We start from the raw sequence: 26794 nt of genomic DNA on the forward strand, positions 1-26794 counted from the left end.
GTGTTGCCACTTGATTTACTCACTGATTCAGCGATTCAATTCAGCAATGCAACTACGACCCACGACCGCTCGTTACACTTTTACCGCACTAACAAACAAGAAGTTAGGCTGGGTTGTAAGATAGCGATAGGTCTTCTCACACAGCTCTTTTGCTTGAGGCGCGACTTCGCCTTCGCTTATTTCACTGATCATAAAGCCATGGTTACGCAATGCTTGAGTGAACTCCGTCAGCGAACGGCGATAAAACTGCACCTCAACCGGCTCTCCTACCGTATCCCACGTATCTTTAATTTTCTCACGCTGGAAATAGTTACCGGTGAGCGACGATGCTAAATCTGGAAATGGGTGATGGGTGGAAAAGACAAAGCGCCCACCGGATTTAAGGACACGGTTGATATCAGCAAAGAGCAGATTAAGATCCTCAATATAGTGCAGCATCAATGCACTGACGACCAAGTCGGCGCTGTTCGTTTCTACCATCGCGATACCTTGAGAAACATCAGATGCATAAGCGCTTACCCGCTCGCCGAGCTTCTCTTCGACTAACTTGATCATCTCGGCAGAATAATCAATACAGGTGATCTCTCCTGCTTTCTGCTCCAGAAAATACTGAGCATAAACACCCGAGCCGCAACCAACATCGACAATATCTAAGCCTATTACATCACCAATCAAGTTCTTCATGGTGTAGAAGTCATACATCGCGTTGTAGATATTTTCCTGAATCACTTGGTCATATTTTACCGCGTGCTTTGCATAGAGATCTGACATGAGCTCCTCACTTTCCTTTGCTATCGACGTTAAATTTGAATACAAAAAAGGCGACACCCATGGTATCGCCTTTCGTCATTTATTCTTGTGCAGACAACTGCAACTATAGAATTACTTGTTCTTATTGCGGATCATACGCATCAAACGGCTACGACGCTCTGCATCACCTTGGTTTGAATCGCTTGGGTTGTTGGTACGCGTTTTACGGTTTTTAAATGCTGGTTTAGAGTGCATTTTTTCAATCAGCGCATCGCGGTTTTTCGGCTCGTAACCTTCCAACTCTTTACGGTAGATACGTTGACCGATCAAGGTTTCTACTTGTTGTAAAGTTAGCTCTTCTTCACGGTTAACGAATGAAATTGCGTTACCTTTTTGCCCAGCACGGCCAGTACGACCGATACGGTGTACATAGTCTTCCGCTAGGAATGGCATATCAAAGTTCACTACGTGCGGTAGGTTTTGGATATCAAGACCACGAGCAGCAACATCCGTTGCGATCATCACGCGTGCTTTACCTTCTTTGAACTCGTCCAGAGCGCGACGACGTGCACTTTGCGCTTTGTCACCGTGGCAAAGAACCGCTTTGATACCGTCTAACTTTAGCTCTTTGACTAGCTCGTTCGCCGTCTCTTTGTAGTTTACAAAAACCAATACTTGTTTCCAGTTTTTGCGGCCAATTAGCTCAGACAGCAGTTCACGCTTACGCTCTTGCTCAACTGGGTATACGACGTGAGCAATGGTTTCTGCCGTGGTGTTTTCACGCGCAACCGCAATACGCTTAGGTGCACGTAAGATCTCGCCCGCTAGTTTGTTCATTTGCGCTGAGAACGTCGCTGAGAACAACATGGTTTGTGGCTTAGTCTTCACACCTTGCATGATTTTTTCAATCGCAGAGATGAATCCCATGTCTAGCATACGGTCTGCTTCATCAAATACGAGGAATTCTAAATTCACTAGAGATACGTTTTTCAGCTCTAAGTGCTCAATCAAACGGCCAGGAGTCGCAACTAAAATATCCACACCCAGCTCAAGTGCTTTTTGTTGAGAGGCCATTTTTTCGCCACCGTAAATCGCGACACTTTTTAGCTCAGTGTATTTGGTGTAATCACGAACATTTTGGGCAATCTGAGCAACCAATTCACGTGTAGGTGCCAAAATAACAGCACGCGCTTGGTGGCGGTTGCGTGATTTTGGTTTATCTAAAATGTTTTGAATGATTGGTAACGCAAACGCAGCCGTTTTACCGGTACCCGTTTGAGCATTAGCAAGAATGTCGTGGCCACGACGAGCCATAGGAATCGCTTGCTGCTGAACAGGAGTTAACTTCTCGTAACCACATTCAGTGAGCGCTTTTACGATTTCTGGAGAAAAATTTTGTGATGCAAATGACATATCTTGTTCCTAAAACTAACGGCTAATACCAAACATAAGCATAACCAAAAACACGGTCGCAGATTATAGAGCAGAACCCGCACGTTGGGGACTTATTTTAAACAAACGCCGCAATAATTAACAAATTCTCACCAGATCAACGTAACAAGTAGCGCAACGAGCACCTTTACGGCGAACTCAACATGCTCGTTTGGCTCCTTTGCATGTCTATACGAGAACACATTACGGTATTGCTTCTCTACGTATCGGCTAACATCGTTAAAGTTTAGCGAATCAAATTCACCAAGTGCTCATTCGATTTCTTTAGCGAATAGCACCCACGATAAACTCGCCTGATCTCTTTGACCTGCTCAGAGGGTGATTTGGCATAAAACTGATTGAGGTACACCGAAGAGTGTGGGTAGCCCATCTCTTGAACGGCTCGTTCAAACATACTTTCAATTTTAGTAAAATCTTGCCGCTTAAATTGCTCAGTAAATTCTTGGCAGGTAATCGCAGCCATCGAAGGAGACGATGTTAGGCCGAACAATAGCATGGTGCCTAACAATAAAATGGTGCCTAGCACCTTTCTTTTGCTAAAGCACATTAGAGTGATCGTCGTGGCTGAATTGCTTCATATTGGTAATAATGGCGCTAATATAAGCGTTTTTCTCTTGAATCGATTTTGCATTTGCCAAGCTGTTATCTAACTTACTATAAACATCTTCAATACGAGATGATAAATCGCTGGTCACTACCGTTTGGTTGCTTGACGTTTCATGCACTATGGCATTGATTGATGCAAGCTTCAGAGTACTGGAGTTAATACTTTCAAAGGCGTCATTTAAATGCTTCGACAACGCAAATGACTTCTTAATAATTGTTTGGTTTTTATTAATGTGATCTTGTGCTTTGGTGCTGTAGGCATTGAGTTTTTCAACGGCATCCTTGATCACCAAGGTACTCTGCTGAGTCTGCATCGATAGTTTACGTACTTCACTAGCAACCACCGAGAAACCTTTACCATGCTCACCGGCACGTGCTGCTTCGATCGAGGCATTGAGTGCCAACAATGATGTTTGATTCGAGACTTGGTTAATCGTGTCGACGACCAAGTTGATATTGCTTGAACACTCAAACAATTTAGCAAATATCTGAGCAGAATCTTCAATCGAGTTAAAGACTTGCATAGCAATTTGACCATCGTACTCCATTAAACGACGACCATTTTGTAGATCGTTCAGCACTTGCTCAGTGGCATCATTCGCGACTGACGCTTCTTGACTCACACTTTGCGATGTTGAAGAGAGTTCAACGGTCGATGCAGAGATCTGTTCAAGATCGAGAAAACACTCTTCCGTCTCTTTTACGTTGTTATTCAAACTCTGATAAGAAGATTGATACGAGGAGTGCAGTTCGTTGAGAAAATTCCCTAGATCCGAATTCACTTCTGTTAATTTTAGTCGAGCGCGAATGAATAATACGGAGGTGACCACTGTCATCGAGGTCAGTATTGCTACAAGAACGCTGGCGGTTCGGCGGTCAAATTCAAGACCAATGGAATACATTGATGGCGTGATGATAGAGATTAAAACAGTTAACACAGAGAGGAGTTTGAGGTTCATTTTTATATAGCCTAATCGTTATACTCAATACAAATACGGCAATCCTTCCATCTGCAAATAGAACAATATTGTTCTCACTCGTTGCTCCTAGCAACGAACGTTTTGTATTTTTTTTAAGCAGCAACATCGACACTCAACAAGGCTTTTGTAGGAAAAATCCTAGCGTCCTTATCTAGTTAACATTACCAATCAAGAATAAAAAACGCGCAATCCACAACAATAACCGCCATGCACCACCACGAATTCTCAACAAACCAACCACAGCAACACTTACAAACCCTTTAAAATTCGTGAGGTTGTACCGATTTTTCCTGATTCATACAAAATACACCATCACCATACCGCTCTGGTTAATATTGTTCTTTTTTGACTTTTTATCGTTTCGATTAATTACAATTGTTATCCACAATTGCAGATTTAATAATCATCATTAATAAGCCTCGAATAAACGCAATCAAACTCCGTTACGGCAATCACTAATTCGATGGCAAAAAAAGAACAAAAAAAAGCCACCTCTCTGGTGGCTAATCTCAAATCTAATCTTTTTCTTTTCCGTAAACTCTCACGCCACCAGTGGAGCGCTCTGAATTACCGTACACATCGATGCTTTTCACGCAACGACGGTAACCGAAATAGCGCCAATCACTTTTTTCGTCTTCTTTAAAATCACGGTAGAAGTTAATGGTTTTGCTTTCACCATTTTGAAATTTCACCACCGCTTTGCGTAATTTAAGATCTCGCTCAGCCTTAATTTGGATTGCGTTAGTGCGACGACAAATCACCATTGGGATTTTTGCTGCACTTTTGCCATGCTCTAATAAAATGGTACGGCCTAGCGTAAACTTGTCGTCCGCTTGCGCTTGAGTGGTAAATAACGAGGCTGCCATAAGCGAACCAATTAGAATGGATTTAATTTTCATGAATTGTACGTTAGTGAACAAAGTGCGCGCATTCTATGGATTTATAGGAATAAGTGTTAATAGTATTTTTACCCAAAGGCAAAATATCACCTGCCGCTGACCTAACGCTTACAATAAATCAGCATGAATATTTTCACGTATCGTTTCATCAATCACAGCATCGTTATGATGAGGTCCTCTAAAATCAACCTTGTGATATGACGTCTCTTATCATCACCAAATTCTTATCTAAATTATTAAGGATCAACCATGAACAAAGCCCTTATTGTACTGATTGCGATACTGAATGTAGCAAGTGCCAGCGCCCTTGCGTCTCCCCGCGCAGAACAGGGCTGGCAATGGATTGAAAAAGGCGCGCTAGTGGTTGATGTACGAACACCGCAAGAATTTCAAGCTGGCCACCTAGACGACGCGATCAACTACCCCCTTTCCGATCTCGCACAACACTTTGCCAACATCGATAAACAGCAAGCCATCGTGGTCTATTGTCGAAGCGGTGCGCGTTCAGGCCGAGCTTATGACTACTTGATCTCTCAAGGCTTTACTCAAGTGCACAATGCTGGTGGATTTGAGGAGATGCAGCAAAGCCGTTAAAAAGTCACGATTAAGTCGAAATTTATCTTCAAGTTCAAGGGTCATATTCTGGCCTATTGAATTTGGAGTAAAGTAATGCAAGAACAAACAATTGCAGTTAAACGTAATAATATTAATGGAAATATCGGTTATACACTCGGCGTGCTTGGTGTTGTTTTAGTATTAGTGTGGATTGGCGTTTATAAATTTACACCGACAGAAGCGGCGCTGATTAAACCGTTAGTGGACAACCACCCTTTAATGGGCTGGCTGTACTCCATTTTATCAGTACAAATGGTTTCTAACCTTATCGGTGCAACCGAAATCATTGTCGCGGCGGGCTTGTTAATTGGTTTGTCTAAACCCAAAATCGCCTTCTATTCAGGTATCGCGGCATCGATCATTTTCCTTGCTACGCTGAGCTTTTTGGTCACCACGCCCAATACTTGGAAAGTGTCTGACGGCATCCTCGTTAGCAACTTTTTCTTGGTCAAAGACATTCTCTTTTTAGCGATCGCCATCAGTGTGGTGGAACGTAATCGCGAGCATTAAACAAACAGCCTTCATTATAACAACTCGCAATTAGCACAAAGGGCGGATAATCCGCCCTTTGTATTTCTTGCTTTGACAGCCAAATTGATTCTGTCTTGGCACGTTAACAATGAGTGCTAAGTCGGCGAGTTGTGACAGGCTGCTCAGTGTCCACTTCATCTTGCTGCCACTTATCAATCACTAATGACGCGATCAAGTCTCCCTCCACATTAACCGCCGTTCTAAACGTATCTAATGGGCGTTCAATGATCAGTAATATCGCAATCGCTTCCAGCGGAATGCCCGCAGCAAGGAGCACCATTTGCATGCCTGACATAGAACCTGAAGGCATACCTGGTGCACCGACTGATGACACCATCGCCATAATAAAAATCATCACTAAGCCAGAGGTCGTCAGATCAACACCAAATAGCTGAGCAAGAAAAATGGCTGCCACACCTTCAAACAGCGCGGTGCCGTCCATATTCATCACCGCCCCTAGAGGCAACACCATACTGCTGGTACTTTGCGATACATTAAGCTCTTGCTCTGCAACTTGCATAGAAAGTGGTAACGTAGCGGAGCTTGACGAGGTCGCAAATGCCATCGCCATTGGTGCCGAAATGGCCTTAAAAAGTCGTCTAATGCTGATGCCAGTGACGAATTTGGCAATGCTTGGCAACACAATCGCACCATGTACCACCGTTAAGGCAAAAACCAATAGCGCAAATAGTGCTAACTGTTTAAACAGCGAACTGCTGCCCGTTACCGTAAACTCAAACACAATTGAAAAAACCGCAAGTGGAGCTAAACGCACGATCGCTGACACTAAAGTGTTGACCCCTTTGTTCAGCCCAGCCAGAACTTCAAACAAAGGATGCTTCTCAGGTAGCGCGGACAGCAAGGCGATACCTAACAAAAACGAGAATAATACAATGGCTAATAAGTTACCTTGAGACAAGGCCGCAACGGGATTGACTAATGCCATATTAAGCAGTTTTGCGGCAATCGCACCACCACTAGCCGCCTCGGCACTGATCAATTTGACGCCTTCCTCAACGGGTACAGCAGTCGTCAGCGGTTGCCACGCAGGTAACATAAGCGAAACGCCTAAGCCTAAACTGATGGCGATAAACGTAGTAAAGCTATAGAACAGTAACGTCGTTCGACCAATCTTCTTCAAGCGCATGATCGAACCAATGCTAGTGATACCTTGCAATAACGACAACATCACCACAATGCCTACCACCATCTTCAATAAACCAAGGTAGGTTGTTTTGCCCAGTAAGATAACTTGATACCAACCCTGTTGCGTTACGTCGCCCGCTAAATGGTTGAATGAAAATAGGCTAGCAACGGCCCATGCAGCGATGGCAGCAATCATCAACTGCAAAGGCAGTGAGTCACGTAATTTATTCCACATTATTGTTATTCCGAATAGGTAAAGCTTTGCGGTTTAAGCTCGGCAATGCTGAATGTAAAGCCGTGCCAAATAGCGTAAGAAAAGCTGAGAAGCACCGCAGTACTTCTCAGATCAATCGAGTCAATTTATGAAATGTTGTTTTTATAAAATGGGTTCAATGAGCCTTTAACACGCTTGAGCACCACCAGCGCGGTGACTCGTCCCCAACCAAATAAAATCCGTTGGTGTAGACGGAAAATCGTGTCGTATAGGTTGCGCACCAAACGACCACGTAGCACCAATTTATTGTTCATTAGGCTACCTACGGCATAGTCATGCCCGACCGCAATCACCATGCCACCATCATGGAACACAAATGGCTTAATGGATTTACCTTTAAGCAAGCGCTTAAATTGGCGTGCTAAGTGCATTGCTGCTTGATTCGCCGCTTGTGCGCGAGGAGGAACAAAGCTGCCATCCGGCTGAGGGCATTCAGCGCTATCCCCGATAACAAATACCGCATTGTCACGGGTAGTACGAAGCGTGGAGTAAACCTTTAACTGATTCAATCGGTTAACTTCCAAGCCATCAAGCTCTGCAAGCCAAGGAGCACATTTAATACCCGCAGCCCATAATTGCAAATCCGCCGAAATCACTTCACCGCTATCGGTGATCAATTTACCTTGTTCAGCTCGTTTCACTCGGGTGTTGGTTCTTACTTCCACACCATGCTTGAGCAGCGCCTGCTGCACTTTCTCAGACATGCATTCAGGCCCTGCTGGCAGAACACGTTGAGATGCTTCGATTAGAGTGATTCGAAGTTTGGCATCATGACGATAGCGACCTAGCTTTTCGCTCACTTTTGCAAGCTCTGCAGCCAGTTCAACACCTGTCGCACCGGCACCAACGATTGAAATATGTTGCTCGCCTTGTGCGCGAAGCAATGGGTTAATTTGCTCCCATGCTTGTTGAGCTTGCTCTGCTGAATCTAAAAACAAGCAGTGTTCGCTCACCCCTTCGGTTTTAAAATCATTGCTTACTGCACCAACGGCGATAACAAGATAGTCGTAATCAAGCGTTGAAATGTCACCGTCTACATTACGTATTTCAAGCTGCTTCTTGTTACGATTTAGACCACTCATTGACGCCTGAAGGTATTGGTACTGATTGCAGTATGCATGCTGTAAATAGCTGACAGCATCGAGTTCATCGTCAAATGTTCCTGCCGCGATTTCATGTAGACGAGGTTTCCAATAGTGGTGACTTGCTGGTTCAACCAAAATGACTTCATGCTTATGACGTCGCGCAAAACTACGGCCTAAGCGAGTGACGAGTTCAAGACCTGCGGCACCGCCGCCAACAACTACGATTCTAGACATCGTGCTCTCCAATTGTGCTTACAGCACTAGGTTCACCCTAGATACCGTGAAAATTCTGTTGTGACATGTAGCACGCAAAGCTCACACATCAACTGATGGCGCACATTATATTGGTTAATAATTTTTTGATAATCTGGGCAAATCACAAATGACTATTACCTATTTGTAATAATCAATTCAATCTTCGAGATGATTTCAACTTGAATATCCAGCACACTAAACAAACCTCAACTAAACTTGAAAACAAAATAAAGAGCCATGTGCAATCAATAGGTTGCGCTATTGCTCCCCTAAATCGTAATCCTCGGTTTAGGTTTACTCTGCGGAAGGCCCGTTTCGCCTCAGTTTAAGCACTACAACCGACAAAAATGGAATTTATAGTTGTGTATTAATCAGTTGTAGAGCGATGAAAGAGGCGTAAATTGGATTCATCAGATGAATTAAATAACGTAAAGGAATTCACGATGAGCGAAACACAACAAGCTAACTCTCAAATGACAGCTCAGACATTACTATCAAAAGGCTGGAAATGGTTTGCGATTGTCGGAGTGCTAGTCTCACTGGCAGGTATCGCTGCCATAAGTCTACCTGTTGCCGCAGGTATCACCATCACAACTATTGTCGGTGGTATCTTCCTATTCAGCGGTTTAGTACAGGCATACCACACCTTTAGCATTCAAGGATGGAAAGACAAAACTTGGTATGTTCTCAGTGCACTCTTGTACATTATCGGTGGTTTATTTATTCTATTCCAACCCCTCGCAGGGCTAGTAACAATGACCATGTTGATGGTCGTAGTGATGATGTTCAATGGAGCAACTCGAATGATCTTCGGTTTTCGAAACCGTTCATTACCTGGTAGTAGCTGGATTATTTTAAGCGGACTTATCTCACTATTGATCGGCGGTTACTTCTTCTCTATGCTCAGCGATCCTGCATTCTCGCTCTCCCTACTGGGTATTTTTGTCGGTATTTCGCTTATTTTTGAAGGCGTGAGCTTCATATTCCTTGGTTTACAAATGCGTAAAGCAGTAGACACGATTTAAACCAATTAGGATTAAATTGAACGAGTAAACACACTCAAGTAACACTACATTGCCTATTCCAAAAGCCACAAATACTCATTTTGTGGCTTTTTTATGCCTATGTGTTTGCACGATGAATTAATTCAGTGACGGCTTGTGATGAACACATCTCTTTTGATCTACTCCATTACTCCTCCGTATAACATCGATAATAGATATAGGGTAAAGCACAGATATGAGCCGCTAAATAACGATTGAAGACCTAATAGGATGATCTGCTCACCGTCATACTAGGAAGAGGACTAACATGCACAATCTGAAGCAACTAGTCTCTGCAGTCGCCATTTTCTATGATGCTTCATGCCCACTGTGTGTGAAAGAGATGTCGAGTTTGAAAACACACAAAGGTGACAATGTCACCTTTGCGTGTGTACAGAATGAGATAATGATGGCGCACTACCCTACTGTGGAACAGTCTGAATGTTTAAGAGTATTGCATGTCATCGACCAAAGCGGTCAACTTAGACTCGGAGTAGACGCCAATATTTACTTATGGGAGCTCGCAGGTAAGAAACCGATACTGCGTATCTTGCGATGGCCAATCTTGCGCAGTATCGCTAGAGGTGGCTATTGGTTATTTGCCCGATATCGTTACAAGCTTTCGTATTTACTGACCGGTCAAACACGCTGCAAACAATGTGAATTGTAGCCTCTCAGGTCCTCTATAAAAGCTTACCGTTAAAATTGTAAGTGCGATTCAATATTAATCACGTCATGACGCCAATATTCAGTTTGACAATCAATGGTTTGGCCTTGCTTATCGAAATGGGTGCGCTCAATTTTCATTGCTGGTGTACCCACCGTCGCGCGAAGAGCTTGTGCGACTTCGCCGCTTAAAATACTAACGGATACTCGATAGCGAATTTGTTCATATTGGGTTGCGTAATGATGACGATAGACTTCCGTTAAAGAATCACTTAAATCGTGATCAAGTAGAGTAGGAAATCGCTCTGGGCGCACATAGTGAGTGATATAGGCGACAGGTCGCGACTCCAAACAACGTACTCGATTAATACAGAACACATCGGAAAACGGTGCAAGCCCCAATAGTTGTGAGGACTCTTTATTGGCAAGCATTGCTTTGGCGTTGAGTAATAAACTACTCGGCGTTCGATTTTGTGCCGCAGCCATCATAGAAAAACTCACTAATTGCTGCGGATCATAACGTAGCGGTGCTGGTGAAATAAACCAGCCTCGACGATCTTCGCGATAAATCCGCCCTTCTGCTTCAAGCAGTGACAACGCTTCTCTTAACGTAACACGCGTGGTGTCAAACGATTCAGCCAGTTTACGCTCTGACGGTAATTTTTGTCGCGCTGAAAGCATACCGGATTCAATTTGCTCAACAATCGAATCTTTAATTTTTACGTATTGCACCAAGTATCCTTTCCAGTCTGTCCCACCAAAGAGTATTTCCGATATCGAAGCTGTCGTTGATATCTTCACTGGGGGTGATATTCACTCTAAGCATATTACCGTATATCGATGGTTCGATACACTAGCGAGTGTGTTCACTAAGAAACAATTTTCATCGTTTTACTGATATTCATCCAACACATTTTCTAACATTTCTATTCCATTATTTTGTATGGTTTGTCAGGCCTATCACCGAAACCGACTCATCAGAACGCTAAACTGAGTGTTAACAAACTGCCACATGCTCGCTATCACAAATAAGAGATTAATTAACAAGTTAATCCATTTGATGGGTTTATATACAACTAAACTAATAATAAAAAGAACGCATAAACTTGCTCGGGAGATCATCGCAATGTTTGCTTTTTTACGTCAATTTCCGCTTTATGTCATCGTGAGTTGGGTCGCTGGAATTCCATTAACGATTGCTATTGCACTTGCCACACAAGATATTTTTGAACTCAATAAACAATCAAGCTCTGCACTCAAAGATGAGCAATTGGTCAATTTGGTGGTTAAGTATGACGATCTCGCCCATAACCTCGCACTTGAGCGAGGACTAACCGCAGGGGTATTGGGTAGTAACGGCAATCCAGAGATCGTTGAGAACCTAAAAGCTCAGCGAAAAGCAGTCAATATCGCGATGGCCGAATTGCAACAAAACAAAGCCTCATTATTCCATTCTGATTTGAATTCAGCCTTACAGAAGGATGTACAAGAGCAACTCTCTCGTATTGAAGCCGTCCGTCAAGGTGTCGATAACTTAGCACCAGACATTGCCCCATTTGGCTTCTATTCTCATCTAAACCAATTGATTATCGACAACATTGATTTGTTAATCAGTGAAACGCAAAGTCACGAATTAAGTGCTTTAGGTAAATCGCTTATTTCCATGGTCATTATTAAGGAAAGAGCAGGCCAAGCACGAGGTGCTCTCAATGGCGTGTACGCTAAGGGTGGCACCAATGCTGTCACTTACACCAGCATAAAAGACTATATTCAATCGAGCGATTATGCGCTGCGCAGTGCGAAAATCATTATGCCTGAAGCCTATCTCACTCAACTCACTCAGCTTGAGCAACAACAAGCATGGCAATCTGTAGAGCAGATCCAAGAGCAATTTCTTGCTCAAGCCAATTCGTTAGATGCGATTCAAGGCCCAAGTGCAACCGAATGGTTCCCTATGGCGACCAAACGCATTGGCCTTATTAACCAATTACGTAACGCGATTCAAACCGATATGGTGCAATATGCCACCGTAGTTTATAACCAATCTATTTTTAATCGTAACCTGCTTATCGGTGCGACTCTATTGGTCAGTATTATCATCGCAAGTTTAGTCATCGCCTTGGTTCAAGGTCTTCGTGCTCGCGTAGGCAGTATGAAAGCACATCTCAATCTAATGTCTGAGAATCACGACCTCACTTATACTCTCAACCATACTGGCAAAGATGAAATCTCATCCATCGCTTCTAGCATCAATAAACTGATTGCTAACTTAAAACAGTTGCTCTTTGAAGTGACTAAAACCAATGACAACAATGCCTCTCGTTTAGACAGCATTGTGCAATCTTCACTAGAGTTAGATAACAGCAGCCGTTCGACCATTGCTAAGTGTGACAACATCGCGACGGCAATGACTCAATTGGCACAATCAAGCGTTGAGATTGCGCACTCAGCAGAGCGTGCGATGGACGACACCAACTCAATGAATAAACAAGTGCAACTGTGCCAGCAACAAAGTCGTCTATCGTTTAATTCTGTGCAAAGTTTGATGGATCAAATCAACGCTACTGAGCAGTGCCTAACCGAACTTGAGGTCGATACGCAAAGCATTAGCCAGATCGTTGCGACAATTAGCGGCGTATCAGAGCAGACCAACTTATTGGCACTGAATGCAGCCATTGAAGCGGCGCGTGCAGGTGATCATGGCAGAGGGTTTGCGGTTGTTTCTTCAGAGGTCAGAGATTTGGCTCAGCGCAGCCAAGAAGCGACAGAGAATATCAGTAAACTATTAGCAAAAATTACCGATAAAACCCGATTCTCGGTAGAAAATATGACCAAGAGTAAACAAGCGAGTGACGATACTTTTGAATCAGTTAAAAACGTGACCGAGAGTATTGCGACGCTTGAATCCGGTATAGAACAAGTCAATGATCACATCAGTACCATTGCCCATTCAACCATTGAACAATCTAAAGCATGTGAAGCAATCGATAAAGATGTCGATATTCTCAATGAGATTGCCCATCAAACCAGTAATCAAGCGGATGCCCTTAACGAGGTCGTCGTTGGATATAAAACCGAAGCTAAGGGGCTACAAGATCAACTCAACCAGTTCAAATTGGCTTGATCATTAGCCGCGGAGCATCACAACAAAAAGAGCACAACTTCAAGCTGTGCTCTTAAATATTCAGAAATAGATAATGAGGCCACTATACTGCAAAATCACAGTCGCTAAATTTTAATTGCTTGTAATAAAACTCTCGATCTCGCTCACTAATTTCCCTTAGTACGCGGCAAGGATTGCCAACTGCAACCACATTGGCGGGAACATCTTTCGTGACAACACTTCCCGCACCGATGACACTGTTCTCACCAATTGTCACCCCTGGGAGCACCACGACATTCGCTCCAATCCAAACATTATCGCCGACCGTAATGGGAATATTAAACTGAGCAACTTGCTGACGTATTGCTGGATCAATCGGGTGACCCGCTGTTGTTAGCGTAACATTGGGGCCAATCATGACATGATGACCAATCGTTATCGTCGTATCATCGACAAGAGTGAGGTTAAAATTGGCATAAAAACGATCGCCAACCTTTGTATGCTTACCCCAGTTAGCACGTAACGGTGGCTCAATGTAGCAATCTTTACCGACCTGACCAAACAAGCTGTGTAGCAATTCTTCTCGTCTCTGGGTTTCGCGCGGACGTGTTGCATTAAAATCGTACAGTATTTCGAGATACGCCTGCTGCTCATTAACCAAAGACTCATCTGCGCAAATATAGACCTGTTGATTGTGCATCTTATAACGAGTGTTCATGCGATACCTTTAGACCTTAGATGTTGATGCTAAGATAATTAAGAATTAATAGTACAAGTGATATGCGATAGGTTATTTGAATAGATAGCTTTGAATGACTGACCCGCCTAGAATTTCACCGGCATCGTACCTAACTGTTTAGGTTCAATTCTATATAGACAATGCATTTGTAACGGATGGCCTTCTTCTATCTTTGGATGCTTGAAATCCAAACGCGTATTGATCATTCCCAAACGCTTCATCACCATTTGCGACGGGGTATTGAGGTTAGCAGTAAAGGCAAACACCTCATCCACACCCAAAACACAAAAAGCGTATCTCAATGCTTGCTCAGCGGCTTCTGTAGCATAGCCTTTATGCCAATGTGCCTTTGCGATCCGCCAGCCAATTTCTAATAGTGGCGCTCTAGGAATACCGCTGTCACCTTCTTGAAGGTTAATACCAACAAAGCCGATAAACTGCCCCGTTGTTTTTAGCTCTACCGCCCAAAAACCCCAGCCGTTCTTGTCGATCTTGGCGCGCAACGCCTCTGCCAATTGCTCGCTCTCTTGTTGGCTGAGTGTTTTCGGAAAAAATTCCATCACCTCAGGGTCAGCACACAGACGTGCAAAATGTGGATAATCCTCATCTTCCCATTGGCGAAGTACTAATCTTCTAGTCTCAAGCATCAATCATTGGCCTATCGTTGTGACAACTTTCTCTCTATAGCGCAAGCAGCTTCTCAAATGAAACTGCTTTGATATAACTATATCAGGATAGTGGCTAATAATTTATCTATTTCATTCTTTTTGTTAAAGAAATGGACACCAGGCACATAAATTTTAATCGTAACTGTAAAAAATCACCCAACCTGATAATTAAACTTTAGGTCTACAAAAAAGAAATTGCTTCTCATTATTTATAATGAGAAATCAAAAAGAAATCACGACGCTCTTTAATGATATATCTACCAATATAATCCTAATTAGATAGTGGTATAACGCAAATATTCAAGCGCTTGCTCAGCCACCATTTCATAGTTCATTGAACCATAGTGACGAGCCGATATTTTGGCTACCGGCACAGCAACGAAACAAAATCTATCGAGCATTGAACGATAAACATCGTGAGCATCAGGCGCTAAGAAAACCAGCGAGATATTACGCTGTAAACAAAAATCAAGTTGCTCGCCCGCTTGCTTAGAGGCGAAAATCACTCGATATGGTTGCTGATTATCATCGAAATAGGTCTGCAGTTTGTTTGAGAATACACTCGAGGCGTAATTACCATCACCATAAATGACGATGGTTTTGCGCCGATCCTGTTCATTTATCACTTGTGTCATGAATTGCCCTTTCACCCGATGTCCCCGATTTGCTTTGCAGCTCAACAAATCCAAACCAGACGTGAACACAAATAGCACGAAGCCTGTCGCTTAGTCAGTTGTTTTATTCATCAATCAACGAAACACCGAGTTTGTTCCAATGGAATGGCATTGCAAGTGAGTGATTAGTCAATGTTCCATCGATATTGTTTCGCCAACTCACGTAGGTTGTGTTCTTGCTGTGTATTAAGCGACTGGAGCCATAAACACAAATCACTGGCCAACTCGGAATTGTGCGGGCAATAGACAAAATACTGCCAAGCACTTGGACGGATAGGACTATCAATCGGTGTATGTAAAAAACCGCGCTTAAGTTCTGGCAAAACCAACATCAGATCCGTCACTGTCGCGCCTTGTCCTGCTAGGCAAGCACTTAATGCCAAATCTAAACTTAAAAATGACGTATTTCTGACAGGTGTTGCAACACGTTGTTCGATACTCGATAGCCATACCTGCCAGTCATAATGATCTTCCGTGGCATGCAACCTCGGCATACCAAGCACGTCTGGTAGCTCCAACCTCGTCGTTTCGGCACCCGCAGCATATACAGGTGCCATAAATTCTTCGCGTAAAAATGTAACCCTAGGTTTCCCTCGGTACAATTCAGGCTGACGCGTATTGAGAATCAGAATATCGCATTGCTCATGCCGTAGATCGGGGTCTTCTTCGATTGCAGGAATGATCACTATTTCATGCTCTGGATAGCGCTCATTAAGTTCGACCACTTTAGGGATTAATACCCGGGTAGCAAAACTAAGTGCACTTTTGATCACCAAGCGCTTCTTTACTGGGGTTTGCCACTGTTCAAGTAAACTTTGCAGTTCTTGGTAGTTCGATCTCAATACTTCAAACAGTTCTCTCCCCTGCTCGGTTAACTCAATAGACCTATGTTTACGGCGAATTAAGGCGGTATTGAGTTCCAATTCTAGCTGTTTTATTTGACGACTAACGGCACTTTGGGTGACGTGTAACTCTTGCGCTGCTTGTGTAAAACTCAGCCGTCTGGCGACAGATTCAAACACTTTCAGACTGTTATGGCTATAAGGCAAATTTGGATAAGACTTCATCACTTAACTTACATAACTTCAGATCATATGAGAGTGGCATAAATCTCATTTGAAGACCAAGCAGATAAAACGTTAAATATGTCACATAATCAATATTAACAGACGACCCTGTCGTTTATTCTACGAGCACACGATGAGAAAAATTCTCGCTTTAGCATTCCCTCTAATCATCTCTCAGCTCATCTCTATGGCTTTGGTTTTAACTGACGTCTGGATGATGTCACGCATGAGCATTTCTGCACTCGCCGCTGGTGGGCTTGGGGCCTCTATCTACTCATTTGTATTCATTATCGCCAGTAGTACTGTCGGGTGTGTCGCCAACTTAGTTGCCATCGCTTACGGCCAACGAGTTGCTCGCCCTGAATTTGGTAATCAACAAATCCGTTTAGCACTCAAAGGCGCGGTTTTGCTGGCGGTCATCCTGTCTGTCATTCTTGTTACCAGCTTTACTTGGGCACCCGAGTTGCTGCGTTTTGCCCAACAGCCTGAGGCGGTGATTGAGCCGGCGATGCAATACGTTAACGCTCTGAAATGGGCAATGCTGCCTTCGCTTCTACTTTTGGTGTTACGAGGCTTAACGAGTGCGTTTGGCAGTGTGCGCTCAATCATGGTGATGTCGTCGTTAACGATCTTACTCAATGTACCGTTGAGTTATGTGCTGGCTTTCACTTTCGATTTTGGCCTATCAGGACTTGGGGCTGGCACGGCATTAAGCGCAAGCCTCGTAATGATTGGTTATGCAAGTTGGGTATTTAAACGTGATGAGTTTGCTCACTTTGCACCGTGGCAGAATCTTAATGAATACTCCCTATCGCTATTAAAGCCAATGCTAGCGATGGGTTTACCCATTGCGTTAGCGGCCCTGTTAGAACACGGCCTCATTTATGGCGGGACGCTGATGGCGGGTACTATTGGGGTTGCAGCCCTCGCGCTACATCAAATCTTGCTGCAATGTTTGAGTTTTACTTGGAACATCAACTTTGGTTTTGCTCAAGCAGCCGCGATTCTAGTGGGTCAACAATATGGCGCACAAAACTACTCAGCCATCAAACACATCGCTTTACGCAGCTTTGCTTTAACCACGCTGATCAGCATCGTATTGTGTGGCGGTTTCTTACTTTGGCCTGAATTTATCGCCCATCTATTCAATCTGGATGAACCTTTAACTGTCCTACTGTCTTCAGTACTATGGGTTGTCGCGCTTTCATTCATGGTCGATGCGTGGCAATTGCTCGCAATTAACCTGTTACGAGGAATGAAAATCGTACTTGGGCCTACGATTATTACTGCGGTCGGTTATTGGTTATTCGGCTTACCGGCTGCATGGTTGTTGCTCAAGCCTTATCAGCTTACCGGGATTTGGGCAGGTATTGGTGTAGGCCTTGCGGTAACAGGAGTGCTGCTGCTGGTGCAGTTGATATTAGCGATTCGACACCACGAAAAATGCCCTATCGAACCCATGACGGAATCGTAATCGCTCTGTTATGATATCTCCTATGAAAGATACAGACATTGAATTTGAGCATCTATGGCTCGAAATCCAATTTGAGCGCTGGCCGATGGTGGAGCGCTTCCTGCTGAGCTATTTTTGTTTTAGCCGTGGCTATGTGACTAAAACTGGCAAACCCGATTGGCAGCAAGCAAGAGATTGCTGCTGCCGTTCAAATAACGTATTCACCGTAAAACACGCTGAACTAGAGCCTTTAGTCCCCCTTGAGACCATCATAGGAGAGCTTAAACGCTACCAACGCGATGGTGAGTTAACACCACAATCTGCCAAACGTATTCTATCCTGCCTACTTAATTATGCGGTCATAACCAAACAAGAGAAGCAGCAACTGAAGCAATTAGGCCTCAGCCAAGCAATGCCTGCATCGTGGTATCAATCGGAGCGTAAAGATCCTTACGAGCGATTTGCTCTGGCAGGTATTCATCTTACTAAGATAAGTCCGCCACGTTTAACCATTTAGCCTATTGTCACATCCGGTGATCCTGTCGCGACCGTACCGCCGCAACCAATCGCATCACCAACTCGAGCTGCGGGTAAACCATTGATGAAAACACTGCCGGAGCCCGCTGAAATGGCGCGGCCATGAAATCCATGCGGTGTCTTGGGGCAAGGACAACCATGTGGAGCGGCGGCATCACCCAGACGCGCGGCAGGGATGCCGTTAATAAAGACATCGCCACTACCGGCGATAATCGGTGTAGGTGGAAAACATCCATGTGTTGAGGCGATATCGCCGATACGTGCTGCTTTTGGCATTATTTGTCCTTAAAAATTGTTTCGTTCAGGCATCTAATTTCGTATACATCAAAGAAGCTTAACCCTCTAAACCAGAAAGCAAAAGGAAAGACCTGACTCCGTTCATTTCTATTTCGCCGTTTTCTATCAGTCAACCCAATTCGTACGCAGTGTGAAATTATCAATATAAACCATTGGTGTCATAGCATTAATCGTATTTTCAATTTTAATATCGACTTTAATTTTTGCATCTTCGTCCAGTTCAACATTATCAAAAACACCCCTATCTTCAGTCAAATGTTTATATATATGAGATAAGTAATACTCATCTTCCGGAGATAGTGGGTATTTTTTTTGTAATCAAGCCAACTCAGAGCATATATAGTACTTGGAGACCCCAATAATATGCCTTTTTTGAACAAATCATCGTCTGGCATGATTGTTTTGTATTTCATATTAATAAGCATATTAATGGCTGGAGTATAATTATGGTTAGCCGCAATAGTGAGTAAATCTAAAACCATTGGTTGTAATGTTCTGTCTATCGTTACGTAATTTAGCCAATCCTTTTCCTTGACAACAAGCGTTTTAATATAATCCATCAACGGTTGATAGTAGTACCCTTCAGCAAAACGAATAACCTCTTTAAGATAATATTCGTGAGCCTCAACTGAGTCATCGGGTTGTTGAATTCTTTCCATGCTCAATAAAAAGTACTGTGACCGTAAATCGCCTTTTTGTGCCAACTCGTTAAAACCTTCCATTGCGATTGCCCAGTTTTTTTTAGAACATGTTTCTATCTTTGTATTTACGTTTATACCTATAGAGTTGGTGGCTCGACTACTCAACGATCTGTTACCAAAATCCCAGCATTCCTCTCCACCTGATGACAATGCTAACGCAGCGAACGGATCACCCGCTTGCATTGCGCGCCCCAAAAGTCCAAGGACTTCACCGCGCATTTCTAAATCATTTGAGTTGGTGCGAGCCATCCACACCATAGCATCAGTGTTACCAGTCTTGATTAGCGGTTCAAGTAGACGCTCGTCCCCTGCACCTTGTTGCAACTTCGTCAGATACTCATACATCGCGTCACCAGGCTTAACTGAGCTGGAGATATATGGGTCGTATGACTTTTTATTGATATTCTCTTCTATATAACTTTTAAATAATGGAATATCATCTTGCGGGTTTGGGCCGCACGCTGTAATACTTAATAGGAGAACGATACTTGAGAGTAATTTCACTAACAGCTTAAAATATAATTTCATCGAGACTCCAATTTATAATAATTTCATTGGTTTGTTCTAAATGCCAACGATTAGTTGCCAAATCAGTTTGTCGACTAACGATAGCGAGAGTTCCCTGACCTAGCGACGCATTAGGCACGCATCTCGTCGGATACGTAGCATATTCATAACGCTCAACGCCACCAATAATTCCCGTCGCAGTATATGATTTTTGTTTAGTTAACACCATGTTGGCACAAAGCTGCTTTGAATATTGCGTAAAACCTATAATAACCTTGTTGTTCTCTGTGTTTTTTATGAATGCTGCCAACTTAAACCATTGCTGTTTATACCCATCCCACTCAGCGGAATAGTCTTTACTGTATTTAGGTAAATTGGCCATGGCAATTAACGCTTCCTTCCATTGGCGTTGATTGATTTCATCGCTTTCACTTACGTCAGTTGCCAACCACTGCATGATTTTCACTATTGCCGCCGCTTGGTTTTGATTATCAGTTGCCGCTCTTATCGGTCTTCCTTCACCATCAAACCTTGTGTTGTATTGCTTCTGAGATAGCGCGGTAAGCAAATTTGATAATGTTTCTGGGGGCAGTTTAACTACCCATTGTCTAACTTTCTCAGATTTACGCTTATCGTCTTCTTCGTTGATATTACGAGCCAAAAATGGAGCATATTCTTTACTTAAGGCTTCTTTTTTATAGTCTTGCCAAACATTAAACGGAATAAGTAGAGCTTTGGAAGCACTTAATCCAAGCCCCGTTGCTATGGTTAATATATCGTTAAGCAGTTCGAAATCATCGTTTACGCCATTTTCATCAGCCTCACCAAAGACAGACAGTCTGCGAAAATTGCTTTTTTTCAACACGCCGAGTAAGCAATCTAAAAACTCATCTAGACGTTCAGTATCAACCACTATTTCAGTTTTACCTTGGCAGCCTGGGCCAAACACCAGTCCAGCTTTTGCGATCACCAACAAAATACCGCCTTGAATCGCTAAGCGAAATTCAGCTTGAGCGCCAACCCCCGCAGCGGCGGCGAGTGAACCTTGGACTGAACCGAGCTTTTGTAAGTTAGTTACTTTCGGTGCCGGGTTATTTGGCTCAATTGTTTTCTTACTGCTGGGGGGCGTTGGTGGCGCCCAGTATACCGCAGCCGTAAGACTACCTCCGGCTTCAACGCCGGCAAAAACATCCACGCTAGCAGAGGCTTCGGCGGCAATTTTCGCTTTTTCTGCGTCGTTTAAGCTAGCGTTACCCAGGTTATAGCCATCACGCACATTCGGATCAAATAAGCCTACTGTGCTGCCCTTGATGCCAAAGCCTTCACCTACATCGGTTGGTCCAATCGCAATTTTGGCGCTAAGTTGGCATGATGCAGCCGCTAAACCATACACATTACCGATGATATTCGCACACAAGTAACCAGCTTGATAAGGATGCTCCTTATCTTCTTTGTCTTGATACAGAATCTCTAATTGATGTGGCTTCACTTGGGCAATTGCGTTAGGGCTATCGTCTTGTAAAGGTAACCAAAAACTCATGCTGAGCTGTGCTTGTAATGCAGTAAAGGTTGCTGATATGCCACCAGACCCACCAATATTTCGCGGCTTAGAAATAAGATCAGAGTATGAATTTAGGGGGGAATTCAACTCGGCTTCGGCTTTACTTGAAAAACGGAGTAGTTGGGCACCAGCATCGATATTAAAAATTCCGCCCTTTCCATTAGGGCCTATACCGTCTTGGTAATGGTAACTGTCTTGCCAGAAGGCAGTATCAAATTGCTTTTCGGCTTTGAGTGGAACCAACTCCATTTTGATGCTTACGTCTGCCATTTTTTTCAGCGCCGCTGGTATATCATTGGCTTCAATAAGATCAGCGCCTTGAGAGGCTTTATCGACCACCGCTATTTTACTGGTGATATTTTGAACTCGTCCCGCTGATTGGCATATCAAACGTTGGTCATCACCCGGCATATACCACTGTGGACCACGTACGTAAAACACCTTACCATCAGAGAGTAAGCAACACTCCACCACTTGGAGATCGTTGTATCCCGCTTGATTACTAAAACCAGAAATTTTGATCTCTTTGGGTTTATACGCCGATTCATCCCAAAGCAAGGTGAATTTTTTAGGAAATAGCGCCTCCTCACCAAAGATGAATTGCATGCTTTTTGCACCTGCTGCCGCTTTTTTCTCTGCGATCGATTTTAAAAGTGCAATACGTGCAAGCGCGACTTTTTTAATCCACAATAACTGACCAAACAGCTGATCCAGAGGTGTGCTTCCGGTATTTAAGACCTGTGCTAATGCCGATTTATGTTTTTTAATCGTGGCATCAATCACGGCAATTAAGGCAAGCGTTGGGTAATACGCCCAATCTAGATCGGTGTTATTGACCAAACTTTCAATACTTCTCTGATCGTTTTTTCCGTCAAACTCTGGGCCTCCAACCTCTTTATATAAATTTGCAATTAACGTTGTGGCATTAATGTCTAACGGTTTCGCTGCTCCGCTTTCTTTTCTGCGCCAAGGTTTTTTGGCTAATGCTTCTGGCCCTAGCGTGATACCGGAGTCACCGATTAATTGCTTCGGCGTTAAACACTGCTCTTTGACTGCATAACCATTGACGTTGAGAATTCGGATATTTTCGGCACTATAATAATATTTATTGTTTCTTCTAACTCTGCCCAATTCACTAAGTTCACGCCCTTCTTTCCATGCTTTCTCCAGCATTTCTGGCCATGCAGACAAATATTCAACACATTCAGCATGTGAACTCAGGGCTAAATCTATTCCACTGCGTCGTTCTGACCGAGATTTGCTATTTAAAGCTTGAATTGCATCGGCTATTTCTTTTTGCTGAGTTGTGGAAAAATAATCTAACTTTTCCATGAAAACAAACTTGGTACCATCTTCTGCGTCTATTTTACCCGCCGCCTTTTTAGCCTTTTTTTCTAGTTCGTTAATATGCTTAGTCATTAAAACTAACAGCTGACTGCGCAGTTGATTATTGATTCTATTAATAAATTGGGGGCTAGATTCTAAGTCTGGCTCTTGATTCATTGCAGGGTAGCCACTAACTGAAGAGTGCGATTGCCAATCCGATAGCCAATTGAATCGCTCTGCCAATTGATAATCGAGGATCTTTGCTACTTTTAGCAAAAACTCATTTGGATTTTTGCCATCAACCACACACGCTTGAGTATTTATAGCGAATTGAGCAAAAAGAAGAGAACGGTATTTTTCTACCTGTTCTTCATCCATAAAGTGTTCATATTGTTTTGCTTCAAATTTTGACAAAATTCCTAAATTATTTAAGTTTTTGACGATGGCATCCATATCATCATCAACAATACTCTCTTCCAGAATTTTCTTTTCTTCAAGAAGTAAGTCTTTTACTTTTTGATCAATTGCATACCAAGTCTTCTTACCTGTTTTCGGGTGTGCCGGAATATAAAGAATGTCATCCAATGGCATGTCGTTTTTACAAATATCAGAGGCTTTCTCCTCAGGGGCGGGTATTACGGGGGTTGGCGTACGTGAACCATCGACCTGAATAGGTAATGGCAACGGAAGAATTAAAGTATTTCCTTCGTAAATAAGATTGGGATCTTTTATTTGAGTGCTATTCAGTTTCATTAAATCTTGTACTGAAACACTAAAACGCTGAGCAATAAGGCTTAGACATTCATCCTGTAAAATTGTGTAGGTATTTTGACTCATGTTCACACCCATGATTTGAAAATTTCTGACGTCAGAATGTAAGGCGTTTTAGGCAAAGCCTCTTGCTTCTCTCGTTGGGTAACCTGCTCTAATTGACCGTTCTCGTTCATCCAAATTACCGAGATAGAAAGGCCAAGCAATGTCTTTAAATCAGCATAATTTAGCTCGTTTTTGATTTGCTGCCAAAATGCTGGAGTATAAAAGCGTAACAAACAAGGGATGTTATCAATATTCGCGAGCAGGAGCGTTTGCCAATGCGTTAGTAATCTTTTTTCATCGCATTCTTGAGATAACTCAAACACGACTGAACTGGAACTAAAACCAGGTAGCGATAAATATTGCCTAATGTCTGGCGTTTGGCCGAGGTTAATGATCAGAGGGCTTTGCTCAATAAGATGTTCTAAATCCGAACCAGCGAACAAGCGTAAAGAGCGCTTGATAGAAGCCTTCTCACGTAATACGTCCATTGCATCCGGAATACGAACGGTATCGACGATGATCCAATTATCTGAGTTAGCGGCTAAAGTTGGTGAACTATTCACAAGGGCAATCCTCACGAGGACAAGAACCATCCGTTTGGCGTAGACACCTCTTAGCAATCGGTATATCGGCTAGCGACAAACTCATAAACTTATCAGCCGAGATCTGTAAAGGCAGAGAGTTTACTGGCGGTAGTGGTGACTCAACACCCAACGGCAGCGCTGCTAGCTGCCCACCGAATCCACTGCCGCTGCCTGCACTACCACCTGAATTGAGATTGATAGCTGCGCCAACGATGTGTACGCCAGCGGGATCGATTTTTACAAAGCTGCCACCAACTTTAAGCGTCATCTCTGCGCCCGCTTCGACTACGATTTTTGCCCCACTTTTAAGGTGTACTTCATTACCTGCTTCTAGGGCGTGTAGATTGGCGACTTTGTGGTGCATGCTGCCATCAACAATGGTTGTTTGATCTTTGGATACTTTGCTGCGGCTTTCACCTACCACCGTTAGGTGCTGGTTGTTTAGAATTTTGCTGAAACGATCATTATCTACGGTTAAGTGTTTATCGTGCTTAATGTGGGTGGTGTGATCGTTTAGTACATCAGCTTCAAAGTCTTTCTGAGCGTGTAGGTAGATTTTTTCCGCTTGAGCTTGGTCTTCAAAACTCAGTTCATTGAAACCTTCGCCTTGGTGAGTTTCACTGCGCAAGATGGTTTTGGTTTTATGCTCTGGCAATACGTAAGGAGTGGTATTGGTGACATGGTAGGTACGCCCCGTTACGATCGGTTGGTCAGGATCGCCATTTAAAAATGAAACAATCACTTCGTGACCAATACGAGGAATGGCCATCATGCCATATTGGCTGCCCGCCCAACCTTGCGACACGCGAACCCAACATGAGCTGTGTTCATTGCCTGATGAATAGCGATCCCAAGGAAAATGCAGCTTTACGCGTCCATGCTCATCACAAAATATTTCTTCACCTTCTGGCCCCACCACCAGCGCCATCATTGGGCCATCAACTTGCGGTCTGGCTTGCGGCTCCGCTCGCCACGTTTGATTCGCTGGTATAACATCAAAGCGATTGTTGTAGGTGGTTGCACCTGCGCCGCCAGATTCTTCTAACGCTTGTGGTTGCGTTCCTTGCCGAACGATATTGACTACCAACCAATTGCGATTGAACTCGGGGTTTAAGTGCTCTTGTAAAGTAAAGCGACAACCGGCTCTTAATAGCGGTTGATTACTCTTTCCAAATGCAAGGCGCGATTGACGACGCAAATACTCCAAACGAATTCGGCTGAATGCCTTACCACTGTCATCGTTCTTATAGCGACCAGGATAGTCAAAATGCTCATAGCCATCTTGCTGATACTCGATATCACTGCCGAGCTGATTTTGGTTAAAACCGTATTCAGGCTTTTTAAAACTGTAATCTTTCAGCTCAACGGAAGATACTTGTGATTGAGTTCGTGCTTGTATCCCTGAGATATAGGGTATATCAACAGCACCACCAGAAAGGGCGTTATAGGGTATGGGCATGTCAAGTGATGGTAGCAAATCAGTGCTATCACTAAACACGATTGTGTGCTCGCCTTGAGCGTGTTCAAAACTGTATACCAGCCCTTCTTCTGCGGCTAATCGCTGCACAAAGGCTAAATCGGTTTCTCGGTATTGAACGCAGAACTCTCGTTGCTGATAGTTTTGAGCGATCGCAAAGCTATAATCATGAATGCCCATTTCTTGCAGCAAAACGGAGATAATTTCCGGTACCGTCTGTTTTTGGAATATACGGCTATTTTGGCGTAGCGATAAGCGCTCAAAGGCAGGAACAAGCGTTAGCGAGTAAAAGGTATGATGATGACCGATATCGCCTTGAGAGAACTGACGAACAACCCCATGCACACGCTGAGTCAATTGCCCGTTACGGTACATCTTTAGCTCAGCGGCCATATCAACGATATCTTCTGGCAACAGATCTGAACGTCGGCTTGCCAATTCTACTTGATAACGAAATCCGTAACAGGGCTCTCCATGATACAGACTGTTAGATAACGACTCTTGACCATCAAAGCTCCTAACGACCAAGCTATCGTCTTCTATTCCATCCAGTTTGATGGTAAACGCCAATGTTGCCATGAAAAATCCCTATTCAATAACGACAAAGCCATAAGCAAATAAGGTTAAACCAAACTGCTTTCATTAAGGCCATACGGCTACTTATAGGTTCAAAATGAAGCAAGAAGCTACGCTTCAACCTGTACAAGTAACCCAAAAAACGCTAAGGCTTATGCTTCAATGGGTTTAAGCCAACCATCTGGTTCTAGAATATTTTCATTGACGTGGCGCCAAGGAATTTCTCGGTAGCATATTGATTCGCTGCGGGGAAAGTAAAATCGGATGTCGATGGCGCTTGGCATTTTGTCGTCCTACCTTTATTGGGGGTCGTTTTCTCCTTTCGAATACAGCACTAACTGTGCCAAAACATTAATCATTTAAAATCAATTAGTTACATCAATCGACCTTTCATTCTGAGCAAGAA

At 43.4% G+C, this 26794-nt stretch carries 24 protein-coding genes; 7 read left to right on the forward strand and 17 right to left on the reverse strand.

The features are described 5' to 3' along the window. Nucleotides 1-72: 72 nt before the first annotated feature. From RH86_RS10395 to RH86_RS10415, 5 genes are all read right to left on the reverse strand, one after another. Nucleotides 73-771: a class I SAM-dependent methyltransferase gene (locus RH86_RS10395; RefSeq protein ID WP_009386144.1), complete on the reverse strand. Its 699-nt coding sequence runs from the start codon at nucleotides 769-771 to the stop codon at nucleotides 73-75. Nucleotides 772-882: 111 nt separating this feature from the next. Continuing rightward, nucleotides 883-2163, reverse strand: coding sequence for a DEAD/DEAH box helicase (locus RH86_RS10400; RefSeq protein ID WP_009386145.1), 1281 nt, complete (start codon nucleotides 2161-2163; stop codon nucleotides 883-885). A 265-nt stretch (nucleotides 2164-2428) separates the two neighbouring features. Next, complete coding sequence (locus tag RH86_RS10405; RefSeq protein ID WP_139047644.1) at nucleotides 2429-2728, reverse strand: hypothetical protein; 300 nt, start codon at nucleotides 2726-2728, stop codon at nucleotides 2429-2431. A gap of 10 nt (nucleotides 2729-2738) precedes the next feature. Then, nucleotides 2739-3767: a methyl-accepting chemotaxis protein gene (locus tag RH86_RS10410; protein ID WP_009386147.1), complete on the reverse strand. Its 1029-nt coding sequence runs from the start codon at nucleotides 3765-3767 to the stop codon at nucleotides 2739-2741. 536 nt (nucleotides 3768-4303) lie between these two features. After that, a complete protein-coding gene (locus RH86_RS10415) occupies nucleotides 4304-4687 on the reverse strand; it encodes a DUF2541 family protein (RefSeq protein WP_009386148.1) in 384 nt (127 codons plus the stop codon). A gap of 249 nt (nucleotides 4688-4936) precedes the next feature. Here RH86_RS10415 and RH86_RS10420 point away from each other — a divergent pair, with 249 nt between their 5' ends. Continuing rightward, a complete protein-coding gene (locus RH86_RS10420; RefSeq protein ID WP_009386149.1) occupies nucleotides 4937-5281 on the forward strand; it encodes a rhodanese-like domain-containing protein in 345 nt (114 codons plus the stop codon). A gap of 75 nt (nucleotides 5282-5356) precedes the next feature. Further along, entirely contained in the window at nucleotides 5357-5812 is a 456-nt protein-coding gene (locus RH86_RS10425; RefSeq protein ID WP_009386150.1) for a DUF417 family protein, read from the forward strand. Nucleotides 5813-5915: 103 nt separating this feature from the next. On the opposite strand, the gene RH86_RS10430 is transcribed toward RH86_RS10425, so the two are convergent. Both RH86_RS10430 and RH86_RS10435 read right to left on the reverse strand, forming a co-directional pair. Continuing rightward, nucleotides 5916-7214, reverse strand: coding sequence for a dicarboxylate/amino acid:cation symporter (locus RH86_RS10430; RefSeq protein WP_009386151.1), 1299 nt, complete (start codon nucleotides 7212-7214; stop codon nucleotides 5916-5918). A 125-nt stretch (nucleotides 7215-7339) separates the two neighbouring features. Beyond that, nucleotides 7340-8572, reverse strand: coding sequence for an NAD(P)/FAD-dependent oxidoreductase (locus tag RH86_RS10435; protein WP_009386152.1), 1233 nt, complete (start codon nucleotides 8570-8572; stop codon nucleotides 7340-7342). Between the two features lie 464 nt (nucleotides 8573-9036). On the opposite strand from RH86_RS10435, the gene RH86_RS10440 reads away from it, so the two are divergent. Both RH86_RS10440 and RH86_RS10445 read left to right on the forward strand, forming a co-directional pair. Further along, a complete protein-coding gene (locus RH86_RS10440; protein ID WP_005595804.1) occupies nucleotides 9037-9618 on the forward strand; it encodes an HdeD family acid-resistance protein in 582 nt (193 codons plus the stop codon). Nucleotides 9619-9904: 286 nt separating this feature from the next. Further along, nucleotides 9905-10306: a thiol-disulfide oxidoreductase DCC family protein gene (locus RH86_RS10445; RefSeq protein ID WP_009386153.1), complete on the forward strand. Its 402-nt coding sequence runs from the start codon at nucleotides 9905-9907 to the stop codon at nucleotides 10304-10306. A 29-nt stretch (nucleotides 10307-10335) separates the two neighbouring features. Here RH86_RS10445 and phnR read toward each other — a convergent pair whose 3' ends face one another. Beyond that, nucleotides 10336-11034, reverse strand: coding sequence for a phosphonate utilization transcriptional regulator PhnR (gene phnR / locus RH86_RS10450; protein WP_009386154.1), 699 nt, complete (start codon nucleotides 11032-11034; stop codon nucleotides 10336-10338). A 394-nt stretch (nucleotides 11035-11428) separates the two neighbouring features. Here phnR and RH86_RS10455 point away from each other — a divergent pair, with 394 nt between their 5' ends. Further along, nucleotides 11429-13426, forward strand: coding sequence for a methyl-accepting chemotaxis protein (locus tag RH86_RS10455; protein ID WP_009386155.1), 1998 nt, complete (start codon nucleotides 11429-11431; stop codon nucleotides 13424-13426). Nucleotides 13427-13508: 82 nt separating this feature from the next. On the opposite strand, the gene RH86_RS10460 is transcribed toward RH86_RS10455, so the two are convergent. The 4 genes from RH86_RS10460 to RH86_RS10475 all read right to left on the reverse strand — a co-directional run bounded on the left by RH86_RS10460 (nucleotide 13509) and on the right by RH86_RS10475 (nucleotide 16553). Further along, the gene (locus RH86_RS10460; protein WP_009386156.1) at nucleotides 13509-14123 is read right to left on the reverse strand and encodes a sugar O-acetyltransferase; all 615 of its coding nucleotides are present in this window, start codon (nucleotides 14121-14123) and stop codon (nucleotides 13509-13511) included. A gap of 107 nt (nucleotides 14124-14230) precedes the next feature. Continuing rightward, complete coding sequence (locus tag RH86_RS10465; RefSeq protein WP_009386157.1) at nucleotides 14231-14791, reverse strand: GNAT family N-acetyltransferase; 561 nt, start codon at nucleotides 14789-14791, stop codon at nucleotides 14231-14233. 296 nt (nucleotides 14792-15087) lie between these two features. Then, a complete protein-coding gene (locus RH86_RS10470) occupies nucleotides 15088-15447 on the reverse strand; it encodes a hypothetical protein (protein ID WP_009386158.1) in 360 nt (119 codons plus the stop codon). Between the two features lie 164 nt (nucleotides 15448-15611). Next, nucleotides 15612-16553 (reverse strand): LysR family transcriptional regulator, encoded by a 942-nt coding sequence (locus RH86_RS10475; RefSeq protein WP_005595815.1) that lies wholly within the window; start codon nucleotides 16551-16553, stop codon nucleotides 15612-15614. A gap of 133 nt (nucleotides 16554-16686) precedes the next feature. On the opposite strand from RH86_RS10475, the gene RH86_RS10480 reads away from it, so the two are divergent. After that, on the forward strand, nucleotides 16687-18027 hold the full coding sequence (locus RH86_RS10480; protein ID WP_009386159.1) for an MATE family efflux transporter: 1341 nt from the start codon (nucleotides 16687-16689) through the stop codon (nucleotides 18025-18027). Nucleotides 18028-18049: 22 nt separating this feature from the next. Next, nucleotides 18050-18523, forward strand: coding sequence for a hypothetical protein (locus tag RH86_RS10485; RefSeq protein ID WP_009386160.1), 474 nt, complete (start codon nucleotides 18050-18052; stop codon nucleotides 18521-18523). Here the strand turns inward: RH86_RS10485 and RH86_RS10490 are convergent. From RH86_RS10490 to RH86_RS10510, 5 genes are all read right to left on the reverse strand, one after another. Further along, nucleotides 18520-18819 carry a type VI secretion system PAAR protein gene (locus tag RH86_RS10490; RefSeq protein ID WP_009386161.1) on the reverse strand — a complete coding sequence of 100 codons (300 nt, stop codon included), beginning with the start codon at nucleotides 18817-18819 and terminating at the stop codon, nucleotides 18520-18522. The two genes, RH86_RS10485 and RH86_RS10490, sit on opposite strands and share 4 nt — an antisense overlap. A 272-nt stretch (nucleotides 18820-19091) precedes the next feature. Continuing rightward, a complete protein-coding gene (locus RH86_RS10495; protein ID WP_009386163.1) occupies nucleotides 19092-20069 on the reverse strand; it encodes a hypothetical protein in 978 nt (325 codons plus the stop codon). After that, the gene (locus tag RH86_RS10500; protein WP_038219563.1) at nucleotides 20053-23772 is read right to left on the reverse strand and encodes a LysM peptidoglycan-binding domain-containing protein; all 3720 of its coding nucleotides are present in this window, start codon (nucleotides 23770-23772) and stop codon (nucleotides 20053-20055) included. Before RH86_RS10500 ends, RH86_RS10495 begins: the two co-directional genes overlap by 17 nt. A 2-nt stretch (nucleotides 23773-23774) precedes the next feature. After that, nucleotides 23775-24314: a DUF4123 domain-containing protein gene (locus tag RH86_RS10505; RefSeq protein ID WP_009386165.1), complete on the reverse strand. Its 540-nt coding sequence runs from the start codon at nucleotides 24312-24314 to the stop codon at nucleotides 23775-23777. Further along, nucleotides 24307-26391, reverse strand: coding sequence for a type VI secretion system tip protein VgrG (locus tag RH86_RS10510; RefSeq protein ID WP_009386166.1), 2085 nt, complete (start codon nucleotides 26389-26391; stop codon nucleotides 24307-24309). The genes RH86_RS10505 and RH86_RS10510 overlap by 8 nt, the downstream gene beginning before the upstream one ends. Nucleotides 26392-26794 lie beyond the last annotated feature (403 nt).

Origin of the sequence: Vibrio sp. N418 (assembly GCF_000222565.1) — a bacterium.
GTDB lineage: Bacteria > Pseudomonadota > Gammaproteobacteria > Enterobacterales > Vibrionaceae > Vibrio > Vibrio scophthalmi.

What these genes read in the sequence shown, in the direction of transcription:
- RH86_RS10415 (WP_009386148.1), bottom strand. Translation starts at nt 4,687, where the DNA reads ATGAAAATTAAATCCATTCTAATTGGTTCGCTTATGGCAGCCTCGTTA.
- RH86_RS10470 (WP_009386158.1), bottom strand. Translation starts at nt 15,447, where the DNA reads ATGACACAAGTGATAAATGAACAGGATCGGCGCAAAACCATCGTCATT.
- RH86_RS10495 (WP_009386163.1), bottom strand. Translation starts at nt 20,069, where the DNA reads ATGAAATTATATTTTAAGCTGTTAGTGAAATTACTCTCAAGTATCGTT.
- RH86_RS10440 (WP_005595804.1), top strand. Translation starts at nt 9,037, where the DNA reads ATGAGCGAAACACAACAAGCTAACTCTCAAATGACAGCTCAGACATTA.
- RH86_RS10475 (WP_005595815.1), bottom strand. Translation starts at nt 16,553, where the DNA reads ATGAAGTCTTATCCAAATTTGCCTTATAGCCATAACAGTCTGAAAGTG.
- RH86_RS10445 (WP_009386153.1), top strand. Translation starts at nt 9,905, where the DNA reads ATGCACAATCTGAAGCAACTAGTCTCTGCAGTCGCCATTTTCTATGAT.
- RH86_RS10485 (WP_009386160.1), top strand. Translation starts at nt 18,050, where the DNA reads ATGAAAGATACAGACATTGAATTTGAGCATCTATGGCTCGAAATCCAA.
- RH86_RS10410 (WP_009386147.1), bottom strand. Translation starts at nt 3,767, where the DNA reads ATGAACCTCAAACTCCTCTCTGTGTTAACTGTTTTAATCTCTATCATC.
- RH86_RS10425 (WP_009386150.1), top strand. Translation starts at nt 5,357, where the DNA reads ATGCAAGAACAAACAATTGCAGTTAAACGTAATAATATTAATGGAAAT.
- RH86_RS10490 (WP_009386161.1), bottom strand. Translation starts at nt 18,819, where the DNA reads ATGCCAAAAGCAGCACGTATCGGCGATATCGCCTCAACACATGGATGT.
- RH86_RS10400 (WP_009386145.1), bottom strand. Translation starts at nt 2,163, where the DNA reads ATGTCATTTGCATCACAAAATTTTTCTCCAGAAATCGTAAAAGCGCTC.
- RH86_RS10435 (WP_009386152.1), bottom strand. Translation starts at nt 8,572, where the DNA reads ATGTCTAGAATCGTAGTTGTTGGCGGCGGTGCCGCAGGTCTTGAACTC.
- RH86_RS10500 (WP_038219563.1), bottom strand. Translation starts at nt 23,772, where the DNA reads ATGAGTCAAAATACCTACACAATTTTACAGGATGAATGTCTAAGCCTT.
- RH86_RS10455 (WP_009386155.1), top strand. Translation starts at nt 11,429, where the DNA reads ATGTTTGCTTTTTTACGTCAATTTCCGCTTTATGTCATCGTGAGTTGG.
- RH86_RS10480 (WP_009386159.1), top strand. Translation starts at nt 16,687, where the DNA reads ATGAGAAAAATTCTCGCTTTAGCATTCCCTCTAATCATCTCTCAGCTC.
- RH86_RS10465 (WP_009386157.1), bottom strand. Translation starts at nt 14,791, where the DNA reads ATGCTTGAGACTAGAAGATTAGTACTTCGCCAATGGGAAGATGAGGAT.
- RH86_RS10510 (WP_009386166.1), bottom strand. Translation starts at nt 26,391, where the DNA reads ATGGCAACATTGGCGTTTACCATCAAACTGGATGGAATAGAAGACGAT.
- RH86_RS10430 (WP_009386151.1), bottom strand. Translation starts at nt 7,214, where the DNA reads ATGTGGAATAAATTACGTGACTCACTGCCTTTGCAGTTGATGATTGCT.
- RH86_RS10460 (WP_009386156.1), bottom strand. Translation starts at nt 14,123, where the DNA reads ATGAACACTCGTTATAAGATGCACAATCAACAGGTCTATATTTGCGCA.
- RH86_RS10420 (WP_009386149.1), top strand. Translation starts at nt 4,937, where the DNA reads ATGAACAAAGCCCTTATTGTACTGATTGCGATACTGAATGTAGCAAGT.
- RH86_RS10395 (WP_009386144.1), bottom strand. Translation starts at nt 771, where the DNA reads ATGTCAGATCTCTATGCAAAGCACGCGGTAAAATATGACCAAGTGATT.